The organism is Parapedobacter tibetensis (assembly GCF_024704835.1).
GTDB lineage: Bacteria > Bacteroidota > Bacteroidia > Sphingobacteriales > Sphingobacteriaceae > Parapedobacter > Parapedobacter tibetensis.
Map to the genome: position 1 here is coordinate 15,258 of NZ_JAMXBE010000017.1, position 24,207 is coordinate 39,464.

Annotated in this window: 14 protein-coding genes; 4 read left to right on the forward strand and 10 right to left on the reverse strand. The window is 45.1% G+C overall.

Features of this window, described 5'->3' with window-relative positions:
- Positions 1–24: 24 nt before the first annotated feature.
- The 9 genes from NF543_RS21275 to NF543_RS21315 all read right to left on the reverse strand — a co-directional run bounded on the left by NF543_RS21275 (position 25) and on the right by NF543_RS21315 (position 19,904).
- Positions 25–2,052, reverse strand: coding sequence for a RagB/SusD family nutrient uptake outer membrane protein (locus NF543_RS21275; RefSeq protein WP_257670218.1), 2,028 nt, complete (start codon positions 2,050–2,052; stop codon positions 25–27).
- A 10-nt stretch (positions 2,053–2,062) separates the two neighbouring features.
- Positions 2,063–5,470 (reverse strand): SusC/RagA family TonB-linked outer membrane protein, encoded by a 3,408-nt coding sequence (locus NF543_RS21280; RefSeq protein ID WP_257670219.1) that lies wholly within the window; start codon positions 5,468–5,470, stop codon positions 2,063–2,065.
- 397 nt (positions 5,471–5,867) lie between these two features.
- Positions 5,868–10,208 carry a hybrid sensor histidine kinase/response regulator transcription factor gene (locus tag NF543_RS21285; RefSeq protein WP_257670220.1) on the reverse strand — a complete coding sequence of 1,447 codons (4,341 nt, stop codon included), beginning with the start codon at positions 10,206–10,208 and terminating at the stop codon, positions 5,868–5,870.
- Between the two features lie 121 nt (positions 10,209–10,329).
- Positions 10,330–10,503: a pectinesterase family protein gene (locus tag NF543_RS21290; RefSeq protein WP_257670221.1), complete on the reverse strand. Its 174-nt coding sequence runs from the start codon at positions 10,501–10,503 to the stop codon at positions 10,330–10,332.
- Between the two features lie 231 nt (positions 10,504–10,734).
- On the reverse strand, positions 10,735–12,198 hold the full coding sequence (locus NF543_RS21295) for a pectate lyase (RefSeq protein WP_257670222.1): 1,464 nt from the start codon (positions 12,196–12,198) through the stop codon (positions 10,735–10,737).
- 111 nt (positions 12,199–12,309) lie between these two features.
- Positions 12,310–13,083 (reverse strand): rhamnogalacturonan acetylesterase, encoded by a 774-nt coding sequence (locus tag NF543_RS21300; protein WP_257670223.1) that lies wholly within the window; start codon positions 13,081–13,083, stop codon positions 12,310–12,312.
- A 51-nt stretch (positions 13,084–13,134) separates the two neighbouring features.
- The gene (locus tag NF543_RS21305) at positions 13,135–14,775 is read right to left on the reverse strand and encodes a DUF4957 domain-containing protein (protein ID WP_257670224.1); all 1,641 of its coding nucleotides are present in this window, start codon (positions 14,773–14,775) and stop codon (positions 13,135–13,137) included.
- Positions 14,776–14,787: 12 nt separating this feature from the next.
- Complete coding sequence (locus NF543_RS21310; protein ID WP_257670225.1) at positions 14,788–16,632, reverse strand: RagB/SusD family nutrient uptake outer membrane protein; 1,845 nt, start codon at positions 16,630–16,632, stop codon at positions 14,788–14,790.
- A gap of 11 nt (positions 16,633–16,643) precedes the next feature.
- Positions 16,644–19,904 carry a SusC/RagA family TonB-linked outer membrane protein gene (locus NF543_RS21315; protein WP_257670226.1) on the reverse strand — a complete coding sequence of 1,087 codons (3,261 nt, stop codon included), beginning with the start codon at positions 19,902–19,904 and terminating at the stop codon, positions 16,644–16,646.
- Positions 19,905–20,224: 320 nt separating this feature from the next.
- On the opposite strand from NF543_RS21315, the gene NF543_RS21320 reads away from it, so the two are divergent.
- Both NF543_RS21320 and NF543_RS21325 read left to right on the forward strand, forming a co-directional pair.
- Positions 20,225–21,229, forward strand: a complete 1,005-nt coding sequence (locus NF543_RS21320) for a LacI family DNA-binding transcriptional regulator (protein WP_257670227.1) — start codon at positions 20,225–20,227, stop codon at positions 21,227–21,229.
- Positions 21,230–21,294: 65 nt separating this feature from the next.
- Positions 21,295–22,917 (forward strand): ABC-F family ATP-binding cassette domain-containing protein, encoded by a 1,623-nt coding sequence (locus tag NF543_RS21325; RefSeq protein WP_257670228.1) that lies wholly within the window; start codon positions 21,295–21,297, stop codon positions 22,915–22,917.
- A 136-nt stretch (positions 22,918–23,053) separates the two neighbouring features.
- Here NF543_RS21325 and NF543_RS21330 read toward each other — a convergent pair whose 3' ends face one another.
- Positions 23,054–23,233: a hypothetical protein gene (locus tag NF543_RS21330; protein ID WP_257670229.1), complete on the reverse strand. Its 180-nt coding sequence runs from the start codon at positions 23,231–23,233 to the stop codon at positions 23,054–23,056.
- 374 nt (positions 23,234–23,607) lie between these two features.
- On the opposite strand from NF543_RS21330, the gene NF543_RS21335 reads away from it, so the two are divergent.
- Both NF543_RS21335 and NF543_RS21340 read left to right on the forward strand, forming a co-directional pair.
- A complete protein-coding gene (locus NF543_RS21335) occupies positions 23,608–23,817 on the forward strand; it encodes a hypothetical protein (protein ID WP_257670230.1) in 210 nt (69 codons plus the stop codon).
- 41 nt (positions 23,818–23,858) lie between these two features.
- On the forward strand, positions 23,859–24,119 hold the full coding sequence (locus tag NF543_RS21340) for a type II toxin-antitoxin system RelE/ParE family toxin (RefSeq protein WP_257670231.1): 261 nt from the start codon (positions 23,859–23,861) through the stop codon (positions 24,117–24,119).
- Positions 24,120–24,207: the final 88 nt, after the last annotated feature.

Sequence of the window (24,207 nt, forward strand, 5' to 3'; positions counted from 1 at the left end):
GATTCATCGCTATTTACAGATTCATTAATAACCGTAAGCATTCGTTAAGAAACCTCTTGACTCTCTTATATCGTCAACATAGATAGGAAAAGGATATCTGTAGTTACACACGCCATTGCCCATTCTATATTGATTTAACAATGATTGTATTTCACTTCCGTAGGTAAGCGTAGACAAAAAGCTGGAGTAATCATATGAGGCCATTAGCCCGGTTCCTGCCAAAAGAACTCTTACAGGCCACATGGTATAATTATATATTTGGCCGGGTTGTACATTTTCAGGTTTTTCTGCTGCAGTTGGAAACCAGTTTACTGAAAGATAGTCTCCTCCCGGATTAGCGGGAAGATCCCCATAATAATTCAAAGAAGACTGATCGATATATTCAGCATTTCTAAATCTGTAGTACACCGTTTTAGGAAAATCCGTAGGTTGGTAGGTTTTGTCAAAGATCTTCACTGGTTGCTTATTGTCATACATCAGGCACAGCGCCTTTTTCATATCTTCAATCTTATCAAACAACAGCCCCCATCTCACCAGGTCCTGCTTACGGATCGATTCCCCTCCAAATTCCCATGCCCTTTCGTGGATGATGGCATCCAGAAAATTGGCATCATACGTATAGATATTGGGTGAACCTACACCAAATGCTCTTTCACGAACTTTTTCAAGTGCCTGGCGAGCGGATATTCCAGCCGATTGGTGTACAGCATCCGGCCCTTCCAACTGACTCAATGCTTCTGCATACATCAAATATACATCCGAATAGCGCATCAAAATCCAATTGACACCGGTAGCAATGCGGCTGGTTGCCGTTCTGTGCATCGCCAAATAAGCATCCGACATCCAGTAAATACGCCATTTACCCAACTTTACATCATTAGGATTGGTGCTTATCGACTCTCTGTTTTCTGCAGTATATTGCAGCCAAGTCAACGTAACATCTCTTCGTTGGTCTTCTCGATCGAACGAGTAAAAATAATAGGCGGTAGAAGTCACGTAACTGCCTCCAAAACCACGCGTCCCGTACCTGGAGTTGCCTGCAACACCGTACCCCATCAGCGAACCAATATCTCCGTTGTTACCCATTCCAAAGGCAATTTCAAATAGGTTTTCGTTATAGGTGCTTTGCCGTCCGGCACATACGGATTCCCAAATGTTTTGGAAACTTGGATCTAGGTCATGTGGATTTTCCCCGGACCCCAGCATTTCAGCGGTATGCTGCACTGCAATCTGGTAGTAGTCTCTCCAATTTTGAGGACGCCCTACATAATAACCGTTGACTTCCGGAATAGAGGGATGTCTTTCGGCCGTCGAGTTGGGAAATAAGCTGGCATCTCTTAAAGACCATCCGCCAGCAAAGAGGGCCACTCTCGCCAAAAGCCCTTTCGCAAAACCTTTGGTAATTCGCTCCACTGTGCTGTACTCTGAGTCGGCGCCCTTCCAAGGCAAATATGACTGAGCTTCATCTAAATCTTCAATTAAATAATGGTACACCGTATCTTTGTCCATCTTACCCATGTAAACATTCGTCAGGTCAGATTTGGAAGCTTCCTTCTTATAAGGTACATCTCCCCAATACCTTGTCAATTCAAAAAAAGCAAGGGATTTAAGCGTTAAAGCTTCTCCTAATAAAGGCATCATTTGTGCGGCATCGCTTTCCAAAATGGGGGAATTTCGGATACCGTCTACCACAGCAGTTGACATTTCTGCAAATTCATATAAGCGTTGCCAACGGGTTGTTTGATTGTTTGGATCTCCAAAGAAATTCCCTGCTCCATAGTCACTTGTCGGAGAATTATATTGCGTTTCACTAAACGATCCGTTTGATTCTATATCCGAAACCCCCTGCCAGTTTACAGAAAGCTTTTGCCCATAAATATTAGCATCTGTCATTCTACCATATAGCCCCATTACAGCAGCTTTGGCCATTGAACTCGTATTAAATACAGTTTCAGGACTTAAAGATGATGGCGAACTTGTCTCCAAGAATTTCTTACAAGAGGCGAAAACCACCAATGAAACAATGGAAATCAATAACAATATCTTTTTCATTTTCAACATTTTAAAATGTAACATTTAATCCAAACAATACTTTCCTTGATTTTGGATAAGCAGAATAACCTACTCCTGGAGTTAATGGATTGCGCTGTGTATCCACCTCCGGATCTTGACCTGTATAGTTTGTCCAAACATGTAAGTTATAGCTCGCCACGTAAACCCGTAATCGTTGCATCAATAGTTTATTAGCTATAGATGACGGCAGTGTATAACCTAATGTTAAATTACTTAGGCGTAAGAAAGATCCATCTTCAATAGCCCAATCGGTCAGAATACGACCGTTAGCTGCGGCTGGATTCCACATGATCTTCCCTTCATTCAGCTCACGGAAAAGGATAGGATCTGCATTATTTCCAAACATGATATTCGCTCCTGTTACGGGGTCTATGGTAGTAAACCTTTCAGACAAACTCATGTTACTGCTAATATTCTGGTATTTTTTGGATCCCTCGTAGGCTGCAAAGTCAACTTTATCAGCGTTATAGATATCATTTCCATAAGACCAATTGAACATAGCCGTCAAATCAAAATTCTTGTATTGGCTATTTAATGTAAACCCACCTGTATGTTTAGGCTGAGCACGGCCAATCACTACCCGATCTTCCTCAAGAGAAATCTCAGTACCTTCACCGCTCATTTTTTTCAATTTGATATGGCCCGGCCCAAAATAATTACCCGATCGGCTCATGACCGTGGATGCGTCTGCCACCCCCTCATTGAGCACCCACCTATTCATGTCATGGTCAAAAGTGAAGTCGTCAAAGCTATAGTATCCATCAGAAACAAAACCATACATCAGCCCTACTGACTGCCCCACTATTGCTCTAAAGTCGTCACGACCAAAATCCAACCAAGGTGAAGCTGGCGTATTCATTTCATCTAAGCCGTCGATCAATGACCTGATTTTGTTTCTATTAAAAGCGATGTTGAAATCAGCAGATAATCTAAAATCACGTTTATCCACAATGACAGCAGAAGCGGCAAACTCAAGACCTCTATTTTGTGTACTGCCCACATTTTGATACTGTTGGGCATATCCAGAGCTTGATGGTAGGGGCACTTGAAGAATCAAATCCTTTGTAATATTGTTGTAGGCATCCATGGCGAATGTAACCCTATTGTTAAAGAGACTTACATCCAAACCCACGTTAGAAGAAGAGGTACTCTCCCATGTCAGGTTCTCATTTTTCAGTGTATTCTGAGTCCGAAGGGCACTCTGTGGGATTTCATTGATATAGTATAGCTGGTTGCCTGCGGTTACAAACCCATACTCCTGCCTCCAATATGAGCCGACTCTTGCATTTCCAACGGCACCATGGCTCAGGCGTACTTTGGCATCAGATAACCACGAAGTGGTATTTTCCATAAATGCTTCGTCTGAAAATCGCCATGCGAAGGCAGCACCGGGGAAAAAGCCCCATTGATTGCCGGGCGCAAAAACATTCTTACCGTCTGCTCTTCCGACGAACGTAAAAATATATCGATCATTGAACGTGTAATTGATACGCGAAAAGAACGACGACGTTCGGGAGGGTTCGCGAATGGTGGTGTAGGTCGGTTGAGGGGTACCATAATTCCACATCGCCAGCACATCGTCGGCAGTGAAATCATGCGGGTAGAATTTAGATTCAAGCAACATATCATTACGTTGGCTATTGGTTAATTCTTGCCCTCCGACAATGGTAAACCGATGTTTATCGTCTTGCAAATTAAGATCATAGGTCAAGACGTTTTGAATAGACCACAATGTGCCTTTTTGATCTTCTCTCCGTGCCACGGGTTGACCGCCGTTGGCACTAGACTGACCTGTTCCTTTTACCCAAATATTGTCTGTAAAATCCTTGTTAAACCCAAATGAACCTTTTGTGCTAAGACTTAAACCATTAGTGATTTTCCAAGTAAGACCGCTGTTAAATGTTGCATTAAAACGGTTTTGATCTTTGTACTCATTCACAACATTAATTACAGGATCTTGCAATGAACTTAATGCTTCTGCAGATGTAATATCTTCGGCTCCTCCTAAAGCATCTTCATTAAGTGACGCCAAACTTCTAACTGGGGCATATTTAACGCCTTCTCTCAATTTTCTTCCGCTTGAAATACTCGGACCTGTGATCTTCGTATTGGACATCCGGGAATTAAATTCAAATGAGAGCTTGGGACTAATCTTTTTGTTTAATTTAGCACTCACATAGTCACGCTGATAAGCCGAATTAAGCATAATATAGTCTTCACCATCACGCGTGTAATTCAAGTTGTAATTCAACGAACCTTCTTTATCCCCTCCTGTCAATCCTAAACTGTAGTTCTGTTGCAACCCAACATTTCCATATAATTTGTCCTGCCAGTTGATGCCTTCCTTAGATTTATAGATGTCAATATCTTCCCATAAACCATACATGGAATTAAAGCTGTTATTAGCAGCCATCGATGGATCTAGTTCTCTCTGCCAATAGACATATTCGTACGGAGATAAAACTTCGGTTAGATTATAAACATTACTGACAGCGGCAAAAGAGTTGAATGTAACTTGTGATTTTCCTCCACGACCTGATTTTGTTGTGATTAAAATTACACCATTTGCTCCTTCTGAACCATAGATTGCTGTCGAAGCCGCATCTTTCAGCACATCGATTGTCTCAATATCTGTCATGGGGATATCGTTTATATTAGCAACGCGAAACCCGTCAACTATATAAAGTGGAGAATTGTCTTGTGTAATGGATCCTCCTCCGCGCACGCGCACTTTGATCTCCGCGTCCGGCGAGCCTTCTGTAATCGTCACATTTACTCCTGGTAGACGCCCTGCTATTGCTTGAAGTACTGAAACAGCGGGTATGTCACGTAGTTCATCGGCATTTATGGAGGCTACCGAACCTGTCAAATCCTTCCTTCTCGCCGTACCATAGCCAATAGCGACAACTTCATCTATTGCAAATGAGCTTTCCTGTAAAACGAGATCAATTTTTGTACGTCCTTCGACCGCTATTTCCTGAGATTCCATCCCAATCGAACTGAAAATTAAAATTGCAGTTTCGGGGATTCCCCTTATTGTATATACGCCATCCGCATTTGTAGCTGCATTCTTGGACTCTCCTTTGACATTCACCCCGACTCCGGCAAGCGCTACTCCATTATTGTCCGTCACTTTTCCCGTCACGTCAATTGTTCTTTGAGGATACCCCTCCCCAAAGGTGGCCTCCGAATCCCTATAAAATGTTTCGGGTTCCAAAGATGAAGTAATTCTTGAACCATAGGCCGTGTGAAAAGCAATCCCCAGCAAAAAGAGTGAAATCCCGAACCTAAGCGCAACTGAGCACGAAAGCCTAAATCCGCACAATGTTACCTCTCCAAAGTCAGATCTGAAAAGAGAAGCCTTGGATTTACATAAGTTAAAGTTTAGTATATTCATTCAAATTGGTTTATAATTTTTATGATATTTAATTCTCTCTGCACCTGAATGCTACCACGTCCTTGCCGCATAAAGTTGATTGACTAAAAACCAACATCACTTGCTGTTACTTACTGAAACAAGAAGTCGCTTCTAATACACTTTGATTTACCACAAAACAGTGATTAAGAAAACTCGGCCTATCTAACTGGTTTATAATTTTTAATTGATCTTCCTATTTCCCTCTAAATTTGGAGAACAAGAAGATGCAGCAAAGCTAAAAGCCAGTCGTTTTATAAAGGTTCAATTTTTGATTATTTAGGTTCAATTTTTGAAAAGTGCCCCATATATAGCTTATGAGCACAAAAAGACATTTATTGCAGGAAATAAAGTCAAAAAAATGACTCAACATCACCGGTTAATTATTCTGCTCCTGTTGGAAATAGGCTTTGGGAGATATTCCAAATTTTTCTTTAAAACAGGTGCTAAAGTACTTCGGATTGTTGAAGCCTACCCGATAGGCAATCTCCGAGACATTATCAAGACGCTGACCCAGCATCAACTTCGCTTTTTCAAGGCGCAAATCACGGACAAACTCTACAGGAGCCATATTGGTCAAGCTCTTGAATTTTTTATAAAATGTATTCCTACCCATGTGGAGCGCATCGGCAATCTTATCAATGTTTAAGTCCGGATCTACCATTTTTTCTTCTACGATAGAAATCACATCTTTCAAAAATTGACTATCGTGATCCGTGATGACTACGTCTTCGGAACTAATAAGCAGATCACGTCGATCAAGCATGCGCTCAAACAATCTCTTCCGTTGCCTGAGTAGACTTTGTACCGATGTCAACAGAAAATCTACACGAAAAGGCTTTGTGATATAATAATCTGCACCGTATTCCAGCCCCTGTATTTGTGTTTCTATTGCATGTTTCGCACTCAAAAGGATAATAGGGATATGACTCGTATTTTTGTTATCTCGAAGTTGCCTTACTAGTTCTATGCCATCCAATCTCGGCATCATCACATCACTAATGATAATGTCTGGAAGGTTTTTAATGGCCAGTTCCACTCCTACCTCCCCGCTTTCTGCTGTCGCTACCTCATAACTATCGTTTAATTGCGAAGATAAAAACGTTCGTAGTTCATCATTATCCTCCACTAAAAGAACTTGTTTTTTCGAGTTACTTTGATCTTTTGATGCTCTTTGCTTTTCATTAATGATGTGCTCCGGGCTGCCATCCATCGCATCCGGTATTAAAGTTTCTTTCGGAATAGCTGATATTTCTTTTTCCAACTTTAACGTGAATGTAACCTCTAGTCCACCGGTGTCCCTATTTGTGGCCCAAATATCTCCGCCATGTAAATGAACCAACTCTTTGCTTAAGGACAAACCAATCCCTGAACTTTTTGCGGTCTTTTCAGAAGAAATAGCCTCCACGTGAAATAAGTCGAAAATTTCTGGCAAGGCTTCCTCTCTAACCCCAGGGCCTTCATCCAAGACTGAAATCATCACGGTCTCCTCGAAAACATCTATTGTCAGGTTCAGTATAATATTACTGTTAGGTGGGGCGTATTTAAAAGCATTTGACGATAGATTATACAAAACAATTTCAATGTTGTCTCGGTCAATCAATAGAAACAACGGCTCCCCAGGCAGGTTCTCTTGTACGGTGATATTTTTTTCTTCGGCCAAAACCTTAAAACTACCCAACACCTGTTTGACCAGGTCCACGATATCGACAAGCGATTTGTTCAAGGTGTACTTGTGTTCCTGTATTTGTCTCAGTTCCAATAGCTGATCAACAAAACGCTGCATACGTTTGGCATTCTTATCAATCAATTGAGCATACTGTCTACCTTCTTTGCTAAGTGGCTCACGCTTCAGCAATTGTTCTACCGGGCTTAACATCAAGGTTAGCGGTGTTCGCAATTCATGAGACACATTGGTAAAAAAACGCATTTTTACTTCTGCTAACTTTCGTTCGACGCTCACTCGCTGTTTGAGTATCCACATGGACCTCACCAAGTTTCGCACGACAATGGCTACCGCCACTACCAAGGCAAAATAGATTAGGTATGCCCACCAGGTTTTCCACCATGGAGGCAAGATCACAATAGACAATTGCCTAAAGGGGGCAGATTTATAAAAGTCATGGTCGCTTCGAACCTCAAGGACATATTTTCCGGGTTTCAGGTTGGTGAAAGTTGCCCTATTCAATGTCCCGTTTTGATGCCATACACTGTCCAGACCCAACAACCGGTAAACAAAGTGGTGCTGGGCCAACCGAAAATCCGTCACCGCAAAATCCATACTCAGATTATTTTGATCATGTTGGAGAATTAATCCGCCTGCATATTGAATATTGATCTTTTGCTTTTCCCCAACCAAATTTTGCTCTTCGTTATTGATCAGTAATTTAGTAAACACCAAACTGACAGCATGTTGTTTATTCGTGTTCTCTTCTGGGTGATATTCGAGGATTCCTTTTCTTGTTCCCCAAAAAATGTGCCCCCCCTGTCCGCTGCTCACCGTTTTTTCAGAAAATGACAATCCCTCTAAACTATTGTTGACCTCCACATTGTAGAACTTCTCCTGCTTACTATTGTACTTAATCAATCCGCCTTCTGTAGAGAGCCAAAGATTCCCATCAAGATCTGCTATTCCACTCAGAATAAATCCATTGTACAGCCCATCACCTCTTCCGAAATTTTTAAAGTTCAACGTAGCAAACGGATCTCCCTCCACCTTGGTCAGGCCTCCTCCCGCAGTACATAGCCACATGGCACCGGTGGGGTCACTAAAGATATATTGTATGTCATTATCCCCTAATCGTATATCATCGGGTGGCGTATCGAAGAAAAAACAAGTCTCTCCATCTGGTGCATGTACGACGAGCCCTTCGGTCGTTGCTATCCAAAGATTTCCTTTGGCATCAAAGACGATATGCCTAATCTTGTTGAATAATCGCTTTGATCCTACGTTGTCATGCCAAGATACCTTCTTCAACCTGGATTTTCCAAAACCTTCCTCCATCTTGTACAAACCGTCATCAAAGGTGCCTATCCAAACATGCTGTTGCTTATCCTGAGCAAGAGAATATACTTGGTTACCGCCTAGTTCATGATTTGTTTTTGCATATTGCTTCAATACATAAGTACCGTCTTTTTCCAGTACCGCTTTAAAAAGACCTCCTGTCTTGGTACCTATCCATAAGTTTCCTGACCGATCTTCTAATAAACTGTAAATCCCACCAAACCCACCTATCGGTTTATTGATGAATATCGGTTCAGATACAGCATCGCCCTCTCGGATGTAGAGATTGCCTGCCTTCGTCCCTATCCATAACCTACCTTTTGAATCGAACATCAGACTTCGTGCCTCATCATTCAGGACATTATTGCTTTCCAAAAAAAGAAAGCGATGCCTGAAATTCGTATTGGGAAAAACTAATTTGGCAAGGCCTTGTTCTTCGGACGAAAACCAAGCTACCCCAATGGAATCATAGAAGAAATTGTTGTTGTACTGTGGAAGATCTATCACTTGATTACCACTTCCGTCTATAGCGAACTTAATTTCACGAGCTTCTTCGTCATAATATCCAAAACCACCACCCTTCATGCTAACCCAAACGCGTTGATTAACATCCTCAAAACAATGAAACAATACGGTCGAACTCCGTTGTGGATATAACGGTTTGAAAATAGTGGGCAGATTGATTTCTCGATCCAGATGCAAAACGCCATGATCTAACTCAATCCAAAGATTTCCTTTGGAATCTTCGAACATCGCAAGCAAGGCTTGTGTGTGTGTCACTAATTTGGTGACTGCTTTGGTTGATAAATCCACGCTATACAAATTACCGTCATCACTCGTGGCATAAAGAAAATCACTATACTTTGAAAACAGGAGGTGATTAATCTTACTCGACGCAAACGCTACTCGCTCAATACGACCTTTATTCTTTTCGACTAACAATGTTGCTGCACTATCCGTCATAAATGCACTTCCCCATCTTCCTTCTACAGCTTTAAGAATTGGCCGTTGGTTTCCTTGATATGGTAAACGCACTACCTGATATTCACCATCAACATAATGAAGTAGGTTCAATCCTTTATCTGTGCCTATCCAGACCTGACCATCGCTACCCCGCTGTAGAATGTTTATCCTATCAGAGTCTATGCAGTAAGGCTGTTCATTGCCCTGCCTATAGTGCGCAGTCCCCTTTTCGGCTTCATTACATGAAAAAGCGATTACCCCTTGCTGTTCCGTTCCCAGCCAGACAAGCCCCTCTTCCACCGCGAGTATTTTATTCACCGGATAAATCCCCCCTAATGATTGCTCCATATTTGGAGATATCGGATGGAACTCCTCGGTTCTCTTATCGAACCAATATACTTGCTTGTCATAGGTCAATACCCAAAGACGATCGTCACTGCCATCCGCGATTTGGACAATCCTTCGGCTTTGTAGAAAAAACTTATTGCTAACGTAGAAAGAATCGAATTTTTTAAATATCGTTCCATCATATCGATTGATACCGTCCCATGTCCCAAACCACATGAAACCATCCTTGTCCTTGACTATACTCGATATGGAACGATGAGACGGCCCGTTTTCTCCAGAATAGTAAATTACTCGCCCTTCCTCCTGAGCAAATCCAATGCAAAATGGAAAGCACAGGAGCACCATAAACACGGTTCTACATTGCAAAATATAATAAAGGCTCATCAATTGTTCAATGTCGTTCACGGACTAAAATCATCCTGATAATCTTCTTTCAAAGCTACAGGTTTATCTTGAAAAAAGTATAATCAGCCAATCACTCCATGGTTAGTTCAGCATCAATAAACGGTTGCCAATCACCGAGAACCTACCCGTAAGTATATTGCCCCAGATCGGCCTGTGTAAGCTGACTCGACCAGGAAACACGTTTACCTTCTTGATAACCCAGCCCGGTGGATTGGTACTCGGCATAATAGGCCGTTCCCTCATTGTCCGGATTGTTCCAGTTATGCCAGCCCTCCGGGCGGATATGCGCCCCCATTTCGCACGAGAGGAAAACGACCTGCGCATACGGGCGTGTCCAGATAAACCGAAGCCGTATCCACGGTCACGTCCGCCGTCAGCATGCATCGGTCAAACACATAGCCATGCCGCTGGTATCCCACCCCACAGCCTCCGAGGTGGTCATCACGATCAGGAAAATCAGCAGGTAAACGATACCTTGTTTCATCACATCGTTAGTTTATGGCAGCGTTCGCATTAACTATGCCTTTTACATCATCAGGTGTTTGACCAGGCTGTTGATATAGACTTCAATGTTGTCATAAGCCGTACTGAGGTCGTGGCCGTCCGCATTGGCCATATTGGGGTCAAGGCCGTTGGCGATTTCCCAGTCATCGGGCATGCCATCGCCGTCGGTATCGACCGGTGGGGAGAGGCTGTCCAGCACCGGCCATCCGCCCACATCGGTCTGCGAGTCAATAATACCCGGATAGCCTGTCTTGGAGCCGTTGTATGTAGCCGTTCCGTTCCTCACTTCATCCACCACACGTTGGTCCACTGCATCGCGCTTATACGAAGTACCCGATTTTTCCAGCACCTGCTCATAAGCCTGTTCGGCGGTGTATTGCATGCTCAGGGCTTCAAAGGTAAACGGCTCGGCCATCCGTGCCTGCGCTTGGGAAACACCGGAATCATAGATGACACCCAACCAGTTGTCTGCCGACACCCCACCATTTCCAGCCACATAGTTACCAGCAATGTAGAACGTCCCATGTCCCGGACTGTACTGCTCGTTATTTTCCTTCGATACCTGCATGATTCGTGCGCTGCGGTTGGCAGGCGTAGCTGGGCCGGCCTTGTAGTAGTTGCCGACCATGTTGTATTCGCCATTCTCGCCACCATATGCCGAGTTGTTCCGCCAATTGTAGATCACGTTGTAGCGGTAGTCCACGTTATCGATCCCAACAGGACTCAAGCCCCCCGTCCCCGGCCGGTTGCCTCCGTCAAACCGCGGGTTGCGGCTGTTGTGGTGCGCCAGAAGGTTGTGGTGGAATGACGCTCGGTTTCCACCCCATATCCCCCCATAGCCATGATCGTCTTTCTCGTGGAACGACTTGTTCAGGCTTTCCGAAAGGATGCACCACTGCATGGTAAAGTCCTGGTTGGCATAGAACGACGAGCATTCATCGACGGACCAGCTCATGGAGCAGTGGTCAATGACAACGTTCTTCTGGTAGCGCCCCCACAAGGCATCCTGCTCGTTTTGAGTGAGGTCGCCCATCCGGAAACGCATAAACCGGATAATCACATTGTCAGCGGCTACCGCCATTTCATAATCCTGAAGGCAAATCCCATCCCCCGGGGCGGTTTGTCCGGCAATCGTCAAATCGCCACTTGCAATCCGCAACCGGCTTTTCAATTTTATGTTTCCGGAAACCTCGAAAACAATAATGCGGCGGCCAGATTCCGCTATTGCCACCCTTAGGCTACCCGGACCCGCGTCCTCGAGATTCGTCACCTTGATTACCCTGCCCCCACGCCCTCCGGTGGTGAATTTGCCAAAGCCCTCGGCGCCCGGAAAGGCAAAGGCTTCCTCCTCTACAGGATCCAGTTTATTGGGCTCATCGGTTCCATCCCCGGGCCCATCCTCACCGGGACCGCTTTTGGAGCATGATAGCTGGAGGGTCAGCACCGCGATGGCCATGCTCAACAGTCGTAACATTGTTTTTGTCATACTCGCCATTATTTTAATATTTATTTTTTACTGGCCCGGGAAATCCACCGGCAAGTCTCGGGAATCAATCCAACACGCTGCAATTGCCTATAATACTTCATTCGGTTTTCTTCAATCAAAATCGAGCTCTTTCATTGCGTCAAACACAAGTCCTGCCACCGCACGGGCGCCAGCGGGCTGGAAGTGCGTGTTGTCTTTCTGCCCGTCGGGGTAGGCCGGGTACCGGCCCGCTTCCAGGTTCATGAAATAGTTGGTCGTGACATAGTCCTTCCCTTTGGATGAGAACACATCCATCGACAGCTGGTTTAGGTCGATAAGCGGTACCGCTAACTCGGCGGCAACGGCCTTGACGGCATCCGGATATTCCCGATGCACATTCTGGAGATGCTCGTCTTTCCACGGGTAATTCCGGGCCACGGGAGTCAGCAATATCGGCTTCCCTCCTTTTTCCCTCGTTTGCGACACGAATAGTCGCAGAAACTCTTTATAGCCTTCGATATCGACATAACGTTCGGTTTTGTCCACTGCGCCGTCATTATGGCCAAACTGCACCATGACGATATCGCCAGGTTTCAAGGCTTCATAAACCGCGCGCCAGCGTCCCTCTTGGAAGAATGTCCGCGTACTCCGGCCACCTTTGGCCCGGTCGTCCACGCGCACGCTGTCTGTGCCGATAAATGGGATTTCCCCGCTTTGGAAATCATGAAAGTAGGATCGAAATTCCTGTCCCCATCCGGCCACTGGATAACGCTTACTTTGGTAATCAGCCTCCAAGGTATAATCTGCCACCGTTGAATCGCCTATCAGATATATCGTTGTGACGCTGCTCGTTTCAAAAAAAGATAATAAAAGAGAAAAAAGCGTCAAAAAGGTTGGTACCATCATACTACTCTCCTGTTTAATTTCTCTTGTCCAAATATTCGTTTAACTAGTAAATCACATCCGCCACCTCGGGTCACCGGAATTAAGTCGTCCAGGAAAACCGTTATCCTTGATCTTGAAGTTAAAATTATCCGGATCCGTAAAAATATCTGCGCTTGTCTTGTTATAAGGTGTAACCTCTGGATACAACAAAGCTTCATTTTCACGCCAAAGGAAGTCAGATGTACTGAAGTTATTGGACGAGTTGATAGAAACACCAGTATTGCTACGTATGCCATTGATGTCATATGTCGGAGGCGTGGCGTTGCTAGCTTTCGGTCGACCGAAAATGTTATTAATTACGTCGATGCCCCCGATCGTATTTGAAGAAGCATTGCTATAATCGATCAAATACCTGTTATTGGATTGGATCGCATTGTAGAACGTATTGGAATGTAGCACGATCTTGCCTGAAGCACTACTCTTACTTGCAATGAACACCTCCACATTGGAAATGGTAGAATTAAGAATACTTATGTTATTAATTGTCGTGTTGTTATCATCCACATTGACGACACCGTATCCACCTACGTTATATATCAAGCAGTTGTCCATAATCACCTCTTCGATGGCAAGCCCGCCGCGGAATCGCGCCACTCCCCGGACAGTATGGATGTAACAGTTACTAAACACCAATTGCTGGATATTGCCGGTCGTATTGGGGTTAAATATATATTTCCCCGTCCCGTCGTTGGTATAGAGTTCCAAATCAACAAGTGCAATGAGGTCTATGGCTGATCCGGAAGCGATATTGAAGTTGCTTGCATTCGGACCAAAAAACACTTTAGAACGCGCTGTTTCCAACGGATTATCACCCCCTCGAATCGATATCGATTTGGAAATGGCCAATGAAGAGGACATCTCGTATATACCTCCCTTTTTAAGCAGGATGGTTGCACCCGATGGTGCATCATTAATCACCGTCGCTAAATCAACGGTAGTCGGATCGGCCGCTTGCAAATCAACAACCTCCCCGGCAACAGGATTCTTGGTTCGATATACATTGGCTCCGCGAAAGGTTTCTCCACTATACAGTTCTACCCGGTAATCCGAAGCACCAGTTAACCCGGTGACAAGGACATACATGTTGCCAATATCGGTCTGCGTCAAGGGCACTTCTTGCTCCAAGGTTTCATTTTCGAGCATTTCTCCCTCCAGGCGGAAAACCTTGATCGCTGTCACCGGTTCGCCTTCGTTTCGCCATTTGAATAGAACACTTGTTATCCCAATATCTGACGAACTCGAGCGCTCAACAATGCTAGGAAAGCGTTCGGTTTTGAATTCTCCCAAATTGGCGGGATGGGAGTTCTTACTCGCATCAGTGGCGTGATATGCTGTGACCTGCACTTGATAAAGTTGATCCCATTTTAGCGATTCAATAATGGCTAATGTGGTGTCTACTTCAACGGTAAGGTCAATCGTCTTAAACGTATCCACACTCAGGTCTACCCGATACCGAGATACCCCTTTATTATTCTGCCATTCGATCTGGACATAATTACTCATCACCACCATAGCACCTTTCAGAATTGGCCTGAAAATACGTGGTGGTTCACCCTCTAATTCGGCTAATTGTTCTTTTTTACAAGATTGCCATCCGAATACCACCGTACCTAGCAGCAATATATAAACTATTTTATAGATTATCGTTCTCATGATCAATGGTATTTAAAAACTGAAATTGTAGCCATCATTTTTCAGTGTACCCAAACTACTTGTTACCGTAGAAGCATGCAGCGGGAGGATATACCGCACCGGGGTTTCACCTGTATCGTCGGTATAACCGCGCCAAGAACGTAAGATATAATCCGCAGGCCTGCTTTGGTTCGCATTGTACAACGACCTAAACCAATTTATACGTGTATAGCCATTTGGATTGTCACCTAGGCTGGGGTTATCCTTGAGGGGAGGTGCCACGGCTACCTTTCTAAATATGCTTCCGTACCATTCCACCTTTCCTTCTCCATCGAGCCGATAGTAAAGATAATCCGGTAAATAGTCATATGGCCCTGCTCCATTGAATGTATTTTCCCCTATTTCGATCAATGCTTGCCTGGTTTCAGCTATTTTTTTACCGTAGTTATTCCACCGAATCAGGTCATATCTTCTCAAGCACTCTCCTCCAAGTTCCCATGCCCGCTCATCCACGATGGCTTCAAAAAACGCTCCCTTATTGGCCGATACATTGGAAACATATTGGTCGACTCTCTCCGGCCAGTATTGTGCTTCAAAAGCGCGTTTTCTCACCGTTTTCAAGGCTTCTTGTGCAGCTGGTGTCGGGCCATCCAGTTCATTCTCACTTTCAGCAAACATCAAGATTACGTCTGATAGGCGCATAATGGGCCAGTTTATACCCGTACCTTTTGCCGACGCCGATCCCGATGGTGTCGGCATCAGCAACCTGTTCCACTTGCCAATATCAATTGAGGTGACCGATCGTGGAACCTGCTCCAAGGCTGCGTTGTATTTAACCAATCCTGCTGTCTTATCCAACCGATTGTCCAATGAATCGTAGCTGTATACAAATGCCGGATTCAACGGCATATAGGTACTTCCGGATCCATAGGGGTGACTACCGGCATCGACAGCGATACCGATATTCCAACCGACATCGCCATATCCCGGAGCGAACGCAACTTCAAAGAGCACATCCGTTTCGCTATCAACAATCCATTTACTTTGGTTGTCAAAAACATCCGCAAAACTGGGATTTAGGCTACGGCCGAAATCCTCCATGACACGCTTCGCGTAAATTCTGGCTATTTCATAGTATTGCAAGTAGTCCTCCTTACGCTTGGTAGTCATATCCGGATAAAGCCAATATCCTCCTCTACATAATGCCATGCGTGCGATAAACCCAAGGGTAAACTCTTTGTTGATACGCTCTACGCCAAACTCCACCTGTGTGGCTGGCTTCATACCGGATTCAACTTCAATTAAATCGTCAATAAGCGTGGATAAGATGGTATCCCGACCGGTTCTAGGTAAATAGAAATTGTCTCCTCCGCGGGTAGGACTCAAGTTAAAAGGTACATCCCCCCAATAATTCACCAACCAATAATACCACATGGCGCGCAAGGTCTTCGCTTCGCCAAGCAATTGCGTCATATCCGGATCATTGGCGATCGCCGATGCTTCAATCGCCGCAATGGCGATGTTTGCCCGGTTAATCGCGCTGTATGCGTTATTCCACACCGTCCTGATATCACCGTTAGCATCGGTCGCCTCCATGGACCAAATGTCCCTGCGGGAATTGTCCGGTGACGCGCCTACACCTCCGACCTCAACATCTGTATTGGTAATGAATGAGTTAGACAATCTTGACGTAAACGCATCCTGATTAAATAGCGCGTAGATGCTATAAACTCCTTTTGTTGCATCTGCAACGTTACCGTAAACACTTTCTTCGGTAAAATTCGAAGGTGAATCGGTATCCAAAAATTTTTGGCAAGACGCCAAGGCGATAATCATAACGCCGCTGGCAATGTATCGTTTATGTAAAAACTGTAACATAGCTTCAATCTTTAAAAATTAACATTTAAACCGAACGTTAGCGTCCTACTTTTCGGATAGGCCGAAAAATCCACTCCCGGTGTCAGTGCTGCATAAGCACTGCTCCGTGTCGTTGAAACCTCCGGATCATAGCCACTATAATTGGTCCATGTAAACACATTATATACCGTACCGAAAACGCGAAGGCTTGAAATGCCCACCCTGCGAGTAAGGTGTTGTGGCAGGGTGTAACCCACCGTGACAAGAGACAACCGCAGAAACGAACCATCTTCTACCGCATCCGTGGTGAAGACCGGCGACGCAGAACCCATGGAGAAGGGGGACCAAATCGTGGCATTTTTGTTTAGCTCCGCCAAATCGGCAAGTTCGGTCACCAATTGTCCTTCTTCATTGATGTACTTAAACCGATTATCCGAATTCATACGATCGAAGATGTTTCCAAATGTGGAGCGATATAACATATTGAATTGGATGTTGCCGGTGTTGTAGATATCATTCCCGTAAACCCAGTTAAAGAACGCACTGATATCAAAGTTCTTGATCCGTCCATTGAAGCCAAAGCCGCCCGAGTGCTTGGCAATTGCATTCCCAATCACCCGTCGATCCCCATCAGCCGTAATCAGGCCGTCTCCATTCAAATCTTTCAATTTCATTGTTCCGGGGCGAACGCCTATTGCACCACCCAGGATTGCCGCTGCGGGGATACCCTCTTTCAACACGTAGACACGGGTAGTCGGGTTATACGACTCAAAATCGTCTGCCGTATAAAATCCGTCTGCCACATATCCGTACATCTGTCCGATCGTCCCCCCCGTTTCCAATAGAAAATCGTCCTGGGTCTTCAAATCCGTACCCGCCCAGTTTGATTGGAAAAATCGGGTATCATTTCCATCCAATTTGTCAATCTTTGGGATATTTCTTCCGATATTAAACGTTGCGCTTAACGAATAGTCAGCCTTTCGGATAATTGGTGCATTTATACCAATTTCGAAGCCTTGATTTGACGTTTTCCCAAGGTTGATCAACTGCCGTGGGAAGCCGGTATGCGCAGGTATGTCATTATTGATGATCAGGTCTTTGGTGGTATTTCGATACACATCAATGGTGGCATATACCCGGTTATTGAAAAGGCCAAAATCCAACCCCAGGTTTCTCGAAATCGTGGTTTCCCATTTCAGGTTTGGATTGGGCAGTGACGAATTGATAATATTGAAATAGGTTTGGTTGATGTCTCCGGCTCCATAGCCCCTATTTTGACTGGGCCCAAAAAGAAAGCGCCAAGAATCGTTTGCAATCCGGTTATTCCCTGCTTCCCCATAGCTTAAACGGAGCTTTAAGTCACTGACGAAATCCACATCCTGCATAAAGTCTTCTTCAGATACTTTCCATGCTGCGGATGCTGCGGGAAAATAGCCCCACCTTTCCTTTGGCGCAAACTTACTCGAACCATCAGCCCGCAGCGTCAAGTACAGCAAGTAGCGATCTTTGAAACTATAATTCACCCTTCCAAAAAAGGAAACAAAATCCTCGCCCCTCAGTTCCCTGGTTTCCAACCGCTCGGAAGTACCCAGCGCCATATTTGCAAACACGCTTTCAGGGGTCATATTCGCATCAAAATACTTTGCGCGATTTAACACGGTACTTCCGGAAGTGGTGCTTAACTCATGACCAAGTAGCACGCTTAAATTGTGCTGATCAGATGTGAAAACCCGATAGTTAGCGGTGTTTACCCAACGGTATACATCAAACTTTCCTGAGGTTAATTCCGCAACAGGCAGATTTAGCCCTTCGTTGCGTGAAACACTCGTAAGCGGCCCCCAGTAACGTTCGCCACCAGCGCTTTTCAAGGTCGTCGCCAATTCAGTTTTGAGCGTCAACCTGTCCGTAGCATTCCAAGTCAATATTGCACCCAAGGCAAAATCGCGGTTGAAACGCTGACGGTAGTCCTGCTGAACGAGGTCTCTCGGATTGATCATGCCGCGAATAAAACTATCGTAGTCATCATCGCCGTTAATGGCATCTTCGGGGTCAATGATGATTTGATCCGCTAGCCCGTTTATTGGACGGGTTTGTACGCCATCACTTATCCGCATACTCGACGAACCCGAGGTTCCTGCACCATCGATGATATTATTGGTATATCGTGCTGCAAGATCAACTTTTAGATTCTTCGCAATTTCATGATTGAGTTTAAAATTGAAATAGAATCGTTTTTGCCCGGAATTTAGCAACAGTCCATCGTCATCATTGTATGTTCCATTGAAACTCAGCTTCGTCTTTTCAGTGCCGCCAGACATACTAAGGTTATGTTGCGCAGAACGAATCGCTCCGCCAAACAATTCTCGCTGCCAATTTGTGCCGGCCTGGTATTTGTATAATTCCAAATCGTCGTATTCGCCAAAAAACTTCTTGAAATTAGTGTATTCTCCAGAGGTGGTACCTCGGATGACTCCATACTCATAATGTAGAAGTGCAAACTCATACGGCGAAAGCACATCCAATTCCTTGGGCATATACTTGCTTTGGAAAAAATTGTTATAGTTGATGTTGGTACGTCCGGCCTTCGGTGATTTTGTCGTGACGATAATGACTCCGTTTGCACCCCGTGAACCATAGATTGCGGTCGACGATGCATCCTTCAGTACATCAATGGATTCAATATCAGACACGGCAATATCATTGATATTATCTACAATGAAACCATCCACAATATATAATGGGGAATTGTCTTGCGTTATGGATCCCCCACCCCGGATCCGGATCACGATTTCCGCTCCCGGTGAACCGTCAACGCTGGTCACTTGCACGCCCGGCAACCTACCGGTAAGCGCTTCCGCCACATTCACAACGGGGGCCTGGGCCAATTCTGAACCTTTTATCGAGCTGACTGCTCCAGCCAAATCTTTTCTGGCGATGGTCCCATACCCAATCGTGACCACCTCCTCAAGCATATTATCCTCCGGCTGCAGGGATACGTCAATCTGCTGTCCTTTAGAAGCGGTTTGTTCTACGGATTGATACCCGACGTATCGAAATACCAGGGTAACGGATTCCTTTCCATTGGGTAAATCGATTCGGAAATTTCCGTTTTCATCTGTTTGGGTGGCACGTGTATCTCCCTGAACCATAATGGATACACCTGTCAACACTTCATTGTTAGTCACGTCTCTCACCGTACCCCTAATTGAATTATCGGTCTGGGAAAAAACTTGTTGACCAGCCCCAAGCCAAATAGGGATAGCAATTAAAAGAAAAAAATAAACATTTCTCATACTAGCATTTTTAAGCTTAATAATTGGTAATTGGTAAAACTATTGCAAACTGATTGACAACGTTGGCATGCTAAAACAAGTCTACCAGCAGCAGCAATTTTTCATCGCAATTATAAGCTATAATCGTATCGGCTTATGCACTGTCGGCAATAAAAATCTACGCAATCGATACCGGCAACGATTGCAGGACAGTACATGACAGCACAACACAGTTCATAACAGCTGATCATCCGCCCTAATCGCCACCTCACCATGCAGGACAAAACATCAGTAAATGCCGATTTTTTTTGCTATTTTTGACCAGAAACAAAAGATAAACCGTGTTTAAACCCATTACCATCAAAGACATCGCCCAAGCTCTGGATCTTTCACCTTCGACAGTGTCAAGGGCGTTGAGCGATAGTTATGAAATCAACGAGGAAACCAAGAAGCGCGTCCTCGAATATGCCGAACAGCATAATTACAGAAGGAACCCTGTGGCGCTGAGCCTTCGACAAGGGCGCAGTTATTCCATTGGCGTTATTGTATGTGAAGTGGCCAATAGCTTCTTCTCTCAAGCCATCAATGGTATTGAGTCCGTAGCTTACGGCAAAGGCTATCATGTCATTATTTCCCAAAGCCATGATTCGTATGAACGCGAGGTGGTGAACGTGCAACACTTGGCCAACCGCTCGGTGGATGGCTTGCTTATCTCCATGTCTGCCGAAACCAAGGATTTTTCACATTTGATAAATCTGCATGGGGAGGGATTGCCCATCGTCTTTTTTGACCGCGTCATCGATGTGTTCGATACCCATAAGGTTACCTCAGACAACCGGGAGGGCGCCCGGAAGGCTACTCAATCACTTATCGACAAAGGTCTTAAAAAAATTGCCCACCTGGCCAATGCGCCGCATTTGTCTATCACCCGGGAACGGCTTGAGGGCTATGAAGATGCACTGAAAGCCAATGGTATTTCACTAGACGAATCACTCATCCGCTACTGCCACCATGGCGGGCGTATACGGCAGGAAGTGGAAGACGCAGTGCAGTATTTCCTGAAGCTGGAGCATGTCCCAGATGCCATCTTCGTGGCCAGCGACAGGCTGAGCATGGGCTGCCTCAGTGCTTACAACAAGCTTGCGCCCCACGAACAGCATCCCGCTGTGGCCGGGTTCTCCAATTCGGAAGTGCTTGACCTTATCCAACCCGGTTTTCTCTGCGTGCGCCAGCCTGCTTTTGAGATGGGCCGCGTGGCCATGGAGATGCTCATCCAACTTATTGAAAGCAAGTACCCGGTATATGACTTTGAAAATGTGGTGTTGGATACCGAGTTGATTGACTAATTTTTGCGAAGAATCCACACGCTCCCTCATTTCTCATTTCACATTTAAACTGTACCTTTGCGGCCATGATTAATGTATCCAATCTATCGCTCCGCTATGGAAAGCGCGTCTTATTTGAAGACGTCAATCTCAAGTTCACACCCGGCAACTGTTATGGCATTATCGGTGCCAATGGTGCAGGCAAATCCACCTTCCTCAAAATCATCTCAGGCGAAGTGGATGCCACCACCGGTTCGGTAAGCTTCACCCCTGGCGAACGCATGGCCGTATTGAAACAAAATCACTATGAATTCGACGAATTTTCAGTGATTGAGACCGTGATGATGGGCCACAAAGAGCTATATGATATCATGAAGGAAAAGGATGCTATCTACGCCAAGGAGGATTTTACTGATGCTGATGGGGAACGGGCAGGCGAATTGGAAAGTCTTTTTGCCGAAATGGACGGTTGGAATGCAGAGAGTGCCGCCGCCACACTACTAAGTAACCTTGGCATCGCTGAAAATCTACATTACAAATTGGTCAAAGAGCTAGATGGCAATCAAAAGGTGCGGGTATTGCTAGCGCAAGCGCTTTTTGGCAACCCTGACATTCTACTGCTTGACGAGCCCACGAATGACCTAGACATCGATACCATTGCCTGGCTGGAGAATTTCCTTGCCGATTATGAAGCCATCGTTCTTGTGGTATCGCACGACAGGCACTTCCTCGATGCGGTATGTACCCATGTTGTCGATATCGATTTCGGTAAAATGAACATCTATACAGGCAACTACACCTTCTGGTACGAATCTAGCCAGCTTGCACTGAAACAACGTACCGACCAGAACAAAAAGATGGAAGATAAGGTGAAGGAGCTACAGGAATTTATCCGCAGATTCAGCGCCAATGCTTCCAAATCTAAACAGGCGACAAGTCGTAAAAAAGCATTGGAAAAAATCAATATTGATGAAATAAGGCCGTCCAGTCGCAAGTATCCGGCTATCATGTTTAATACCATGGCCCGCGAGGCCGGTGACCAAATTTTACAGATAGAAAACCTGGGCAAAACCCTCAATGGCGAACCTTTATTTGACCAAGTGAACCTCATGGTAAACAAGGGGGATAAAATTGCTGTATTAGCCCAAAATAGCTTGGCAACTACGGCATTTTTCGAAATATTAGCTGGTAGGGATACCGATTATGCCGGCAATTTCAAATGGGGGGTTACCATAAGCATCGCCGATATCCCCATGGATAACAGCGCCTATTTTGAAGGCAAAAATGAAAACCTTGTCGATTGGCTACGCGAATATTCGGATGCAGATAAGGATGAGCAATTTATCAGGGGATTTTTGGGCAAGATGCTGTTTTCGGGAGAGGAAGTACTCAAAAAATGCTCGGTATTGTCTGGTGGGGAAAAAATGCGCTGCATGTTTTCACGTATGATGCTTCAACAGGCCAACTTATTATTACTGGATGAGCCCACAAACCACCTTGACTTGGAATCCATCACGGCTCTCAATAATGGCATGGAAGATTTTAAGGGCACCATTCTATTCACCTCGCGCGACCATGAACTCACGCAAACCGTGGCCAACCGCGTCATCGAACTCACACCGAGTGGTATCATTGATAAGCTGATGACGTATGATGAATACATCAACAGCGAAACGGTGAAAGATCAGCGGGAAGCGATGCTTGCTTAAAAGACCATCTGGGGTTCCCATTCTGGGTTCAGAGTTGTATCTTTGAATCCGTAGCCAAGCCACCACGGAGGAAAACGTACGCATTATTCACGGATGAAGTACTGGCCGATTTGATCAAACAGCAGGATACCTATGCCTACTCCGCGACGAGGCGCAGGCCACCGATACGGTGCAGGACGTATTCGTTCATTTCTAGGAAAATGCCCCGCACTTGGAACTTCGCTTTTCCCTCAGCAGCTACCTCTATGGCGCCGCCCGCAACCAAGTGATCCAGCACATCCGTAAGGAAAAAGTGAAGGCCAACTACCTTAGCCAAAGACTAAACACTCATGCAAGCCGGTTACGGGTTTTTCCAAGACCAATGCGCAAGGGCCAACCCATTTTTCAAACTTACAAATCAAACAACACTACAGTCTACAACGAATATAAGGTAAAAGGACGCGCGCTAGCATGGAGCAACATACTAAGAAAGAACCGGGTACCATAACGGAAATACACGGAAACCACCCAATATGAAAAACCCGGCATTTGGGATAGCCGGGTACAAAGACTTGCACGAGTGAGGGGTTCCGCTGAGACTGGGATAAACGAAGTGATTTGTATCATTCATCTACCTGACGGCATGAGATAATGATTTGAAATCTGAGGTGAATCGAGTATCTTTGTCATGGAATCAAAATAGAAACGAACATGGCAACGATTGATTCAGCATTGAGCGAATTTATGCAGCTGGATTTCAACACCCGGGAAATGCTGCTGGACATCATGCAGAAGCGGCAGACGGAAGCAAGGCGTGAAGTTATCGCGCGCAACGCGAAGAGCGGCCTGCGTGATTACCGCGCAGGCAAGCTGAAAAGCGAATCGGCATTGGCGTTGATCCAGCGCTTGGAACAGCTTTAATTCCATGACAACCGCACGGAAACCAGTAGCGACCAAGGCCTTTGAAAAGATGTACAAGAAATTTGCTTCCAGAAACCATCAACTTAAATCTGCCATCGCCAAGAACACTGGCCCGTTTGGAACAGGATGCATACGATCAGGCATTGAAAACACATAAATTAAGTGGAAACCTTGCTGCTTATTTGGCATGTTCCTGTGGTTATGACTGTCGCATCGTATTCTCTATTGAAAAAGCTATCGATGATCCAGCGGCGGAAGTAATCTTGCTTCACGACATCGGAACACACGATGATGTGTATTAGTTGACGTTCATTTCAGGCAGTGCTCTTGCGCCAGGGGGCGATGACAATTGGTTTTTGGCCTATATCACCATCTATTATCTACATCACT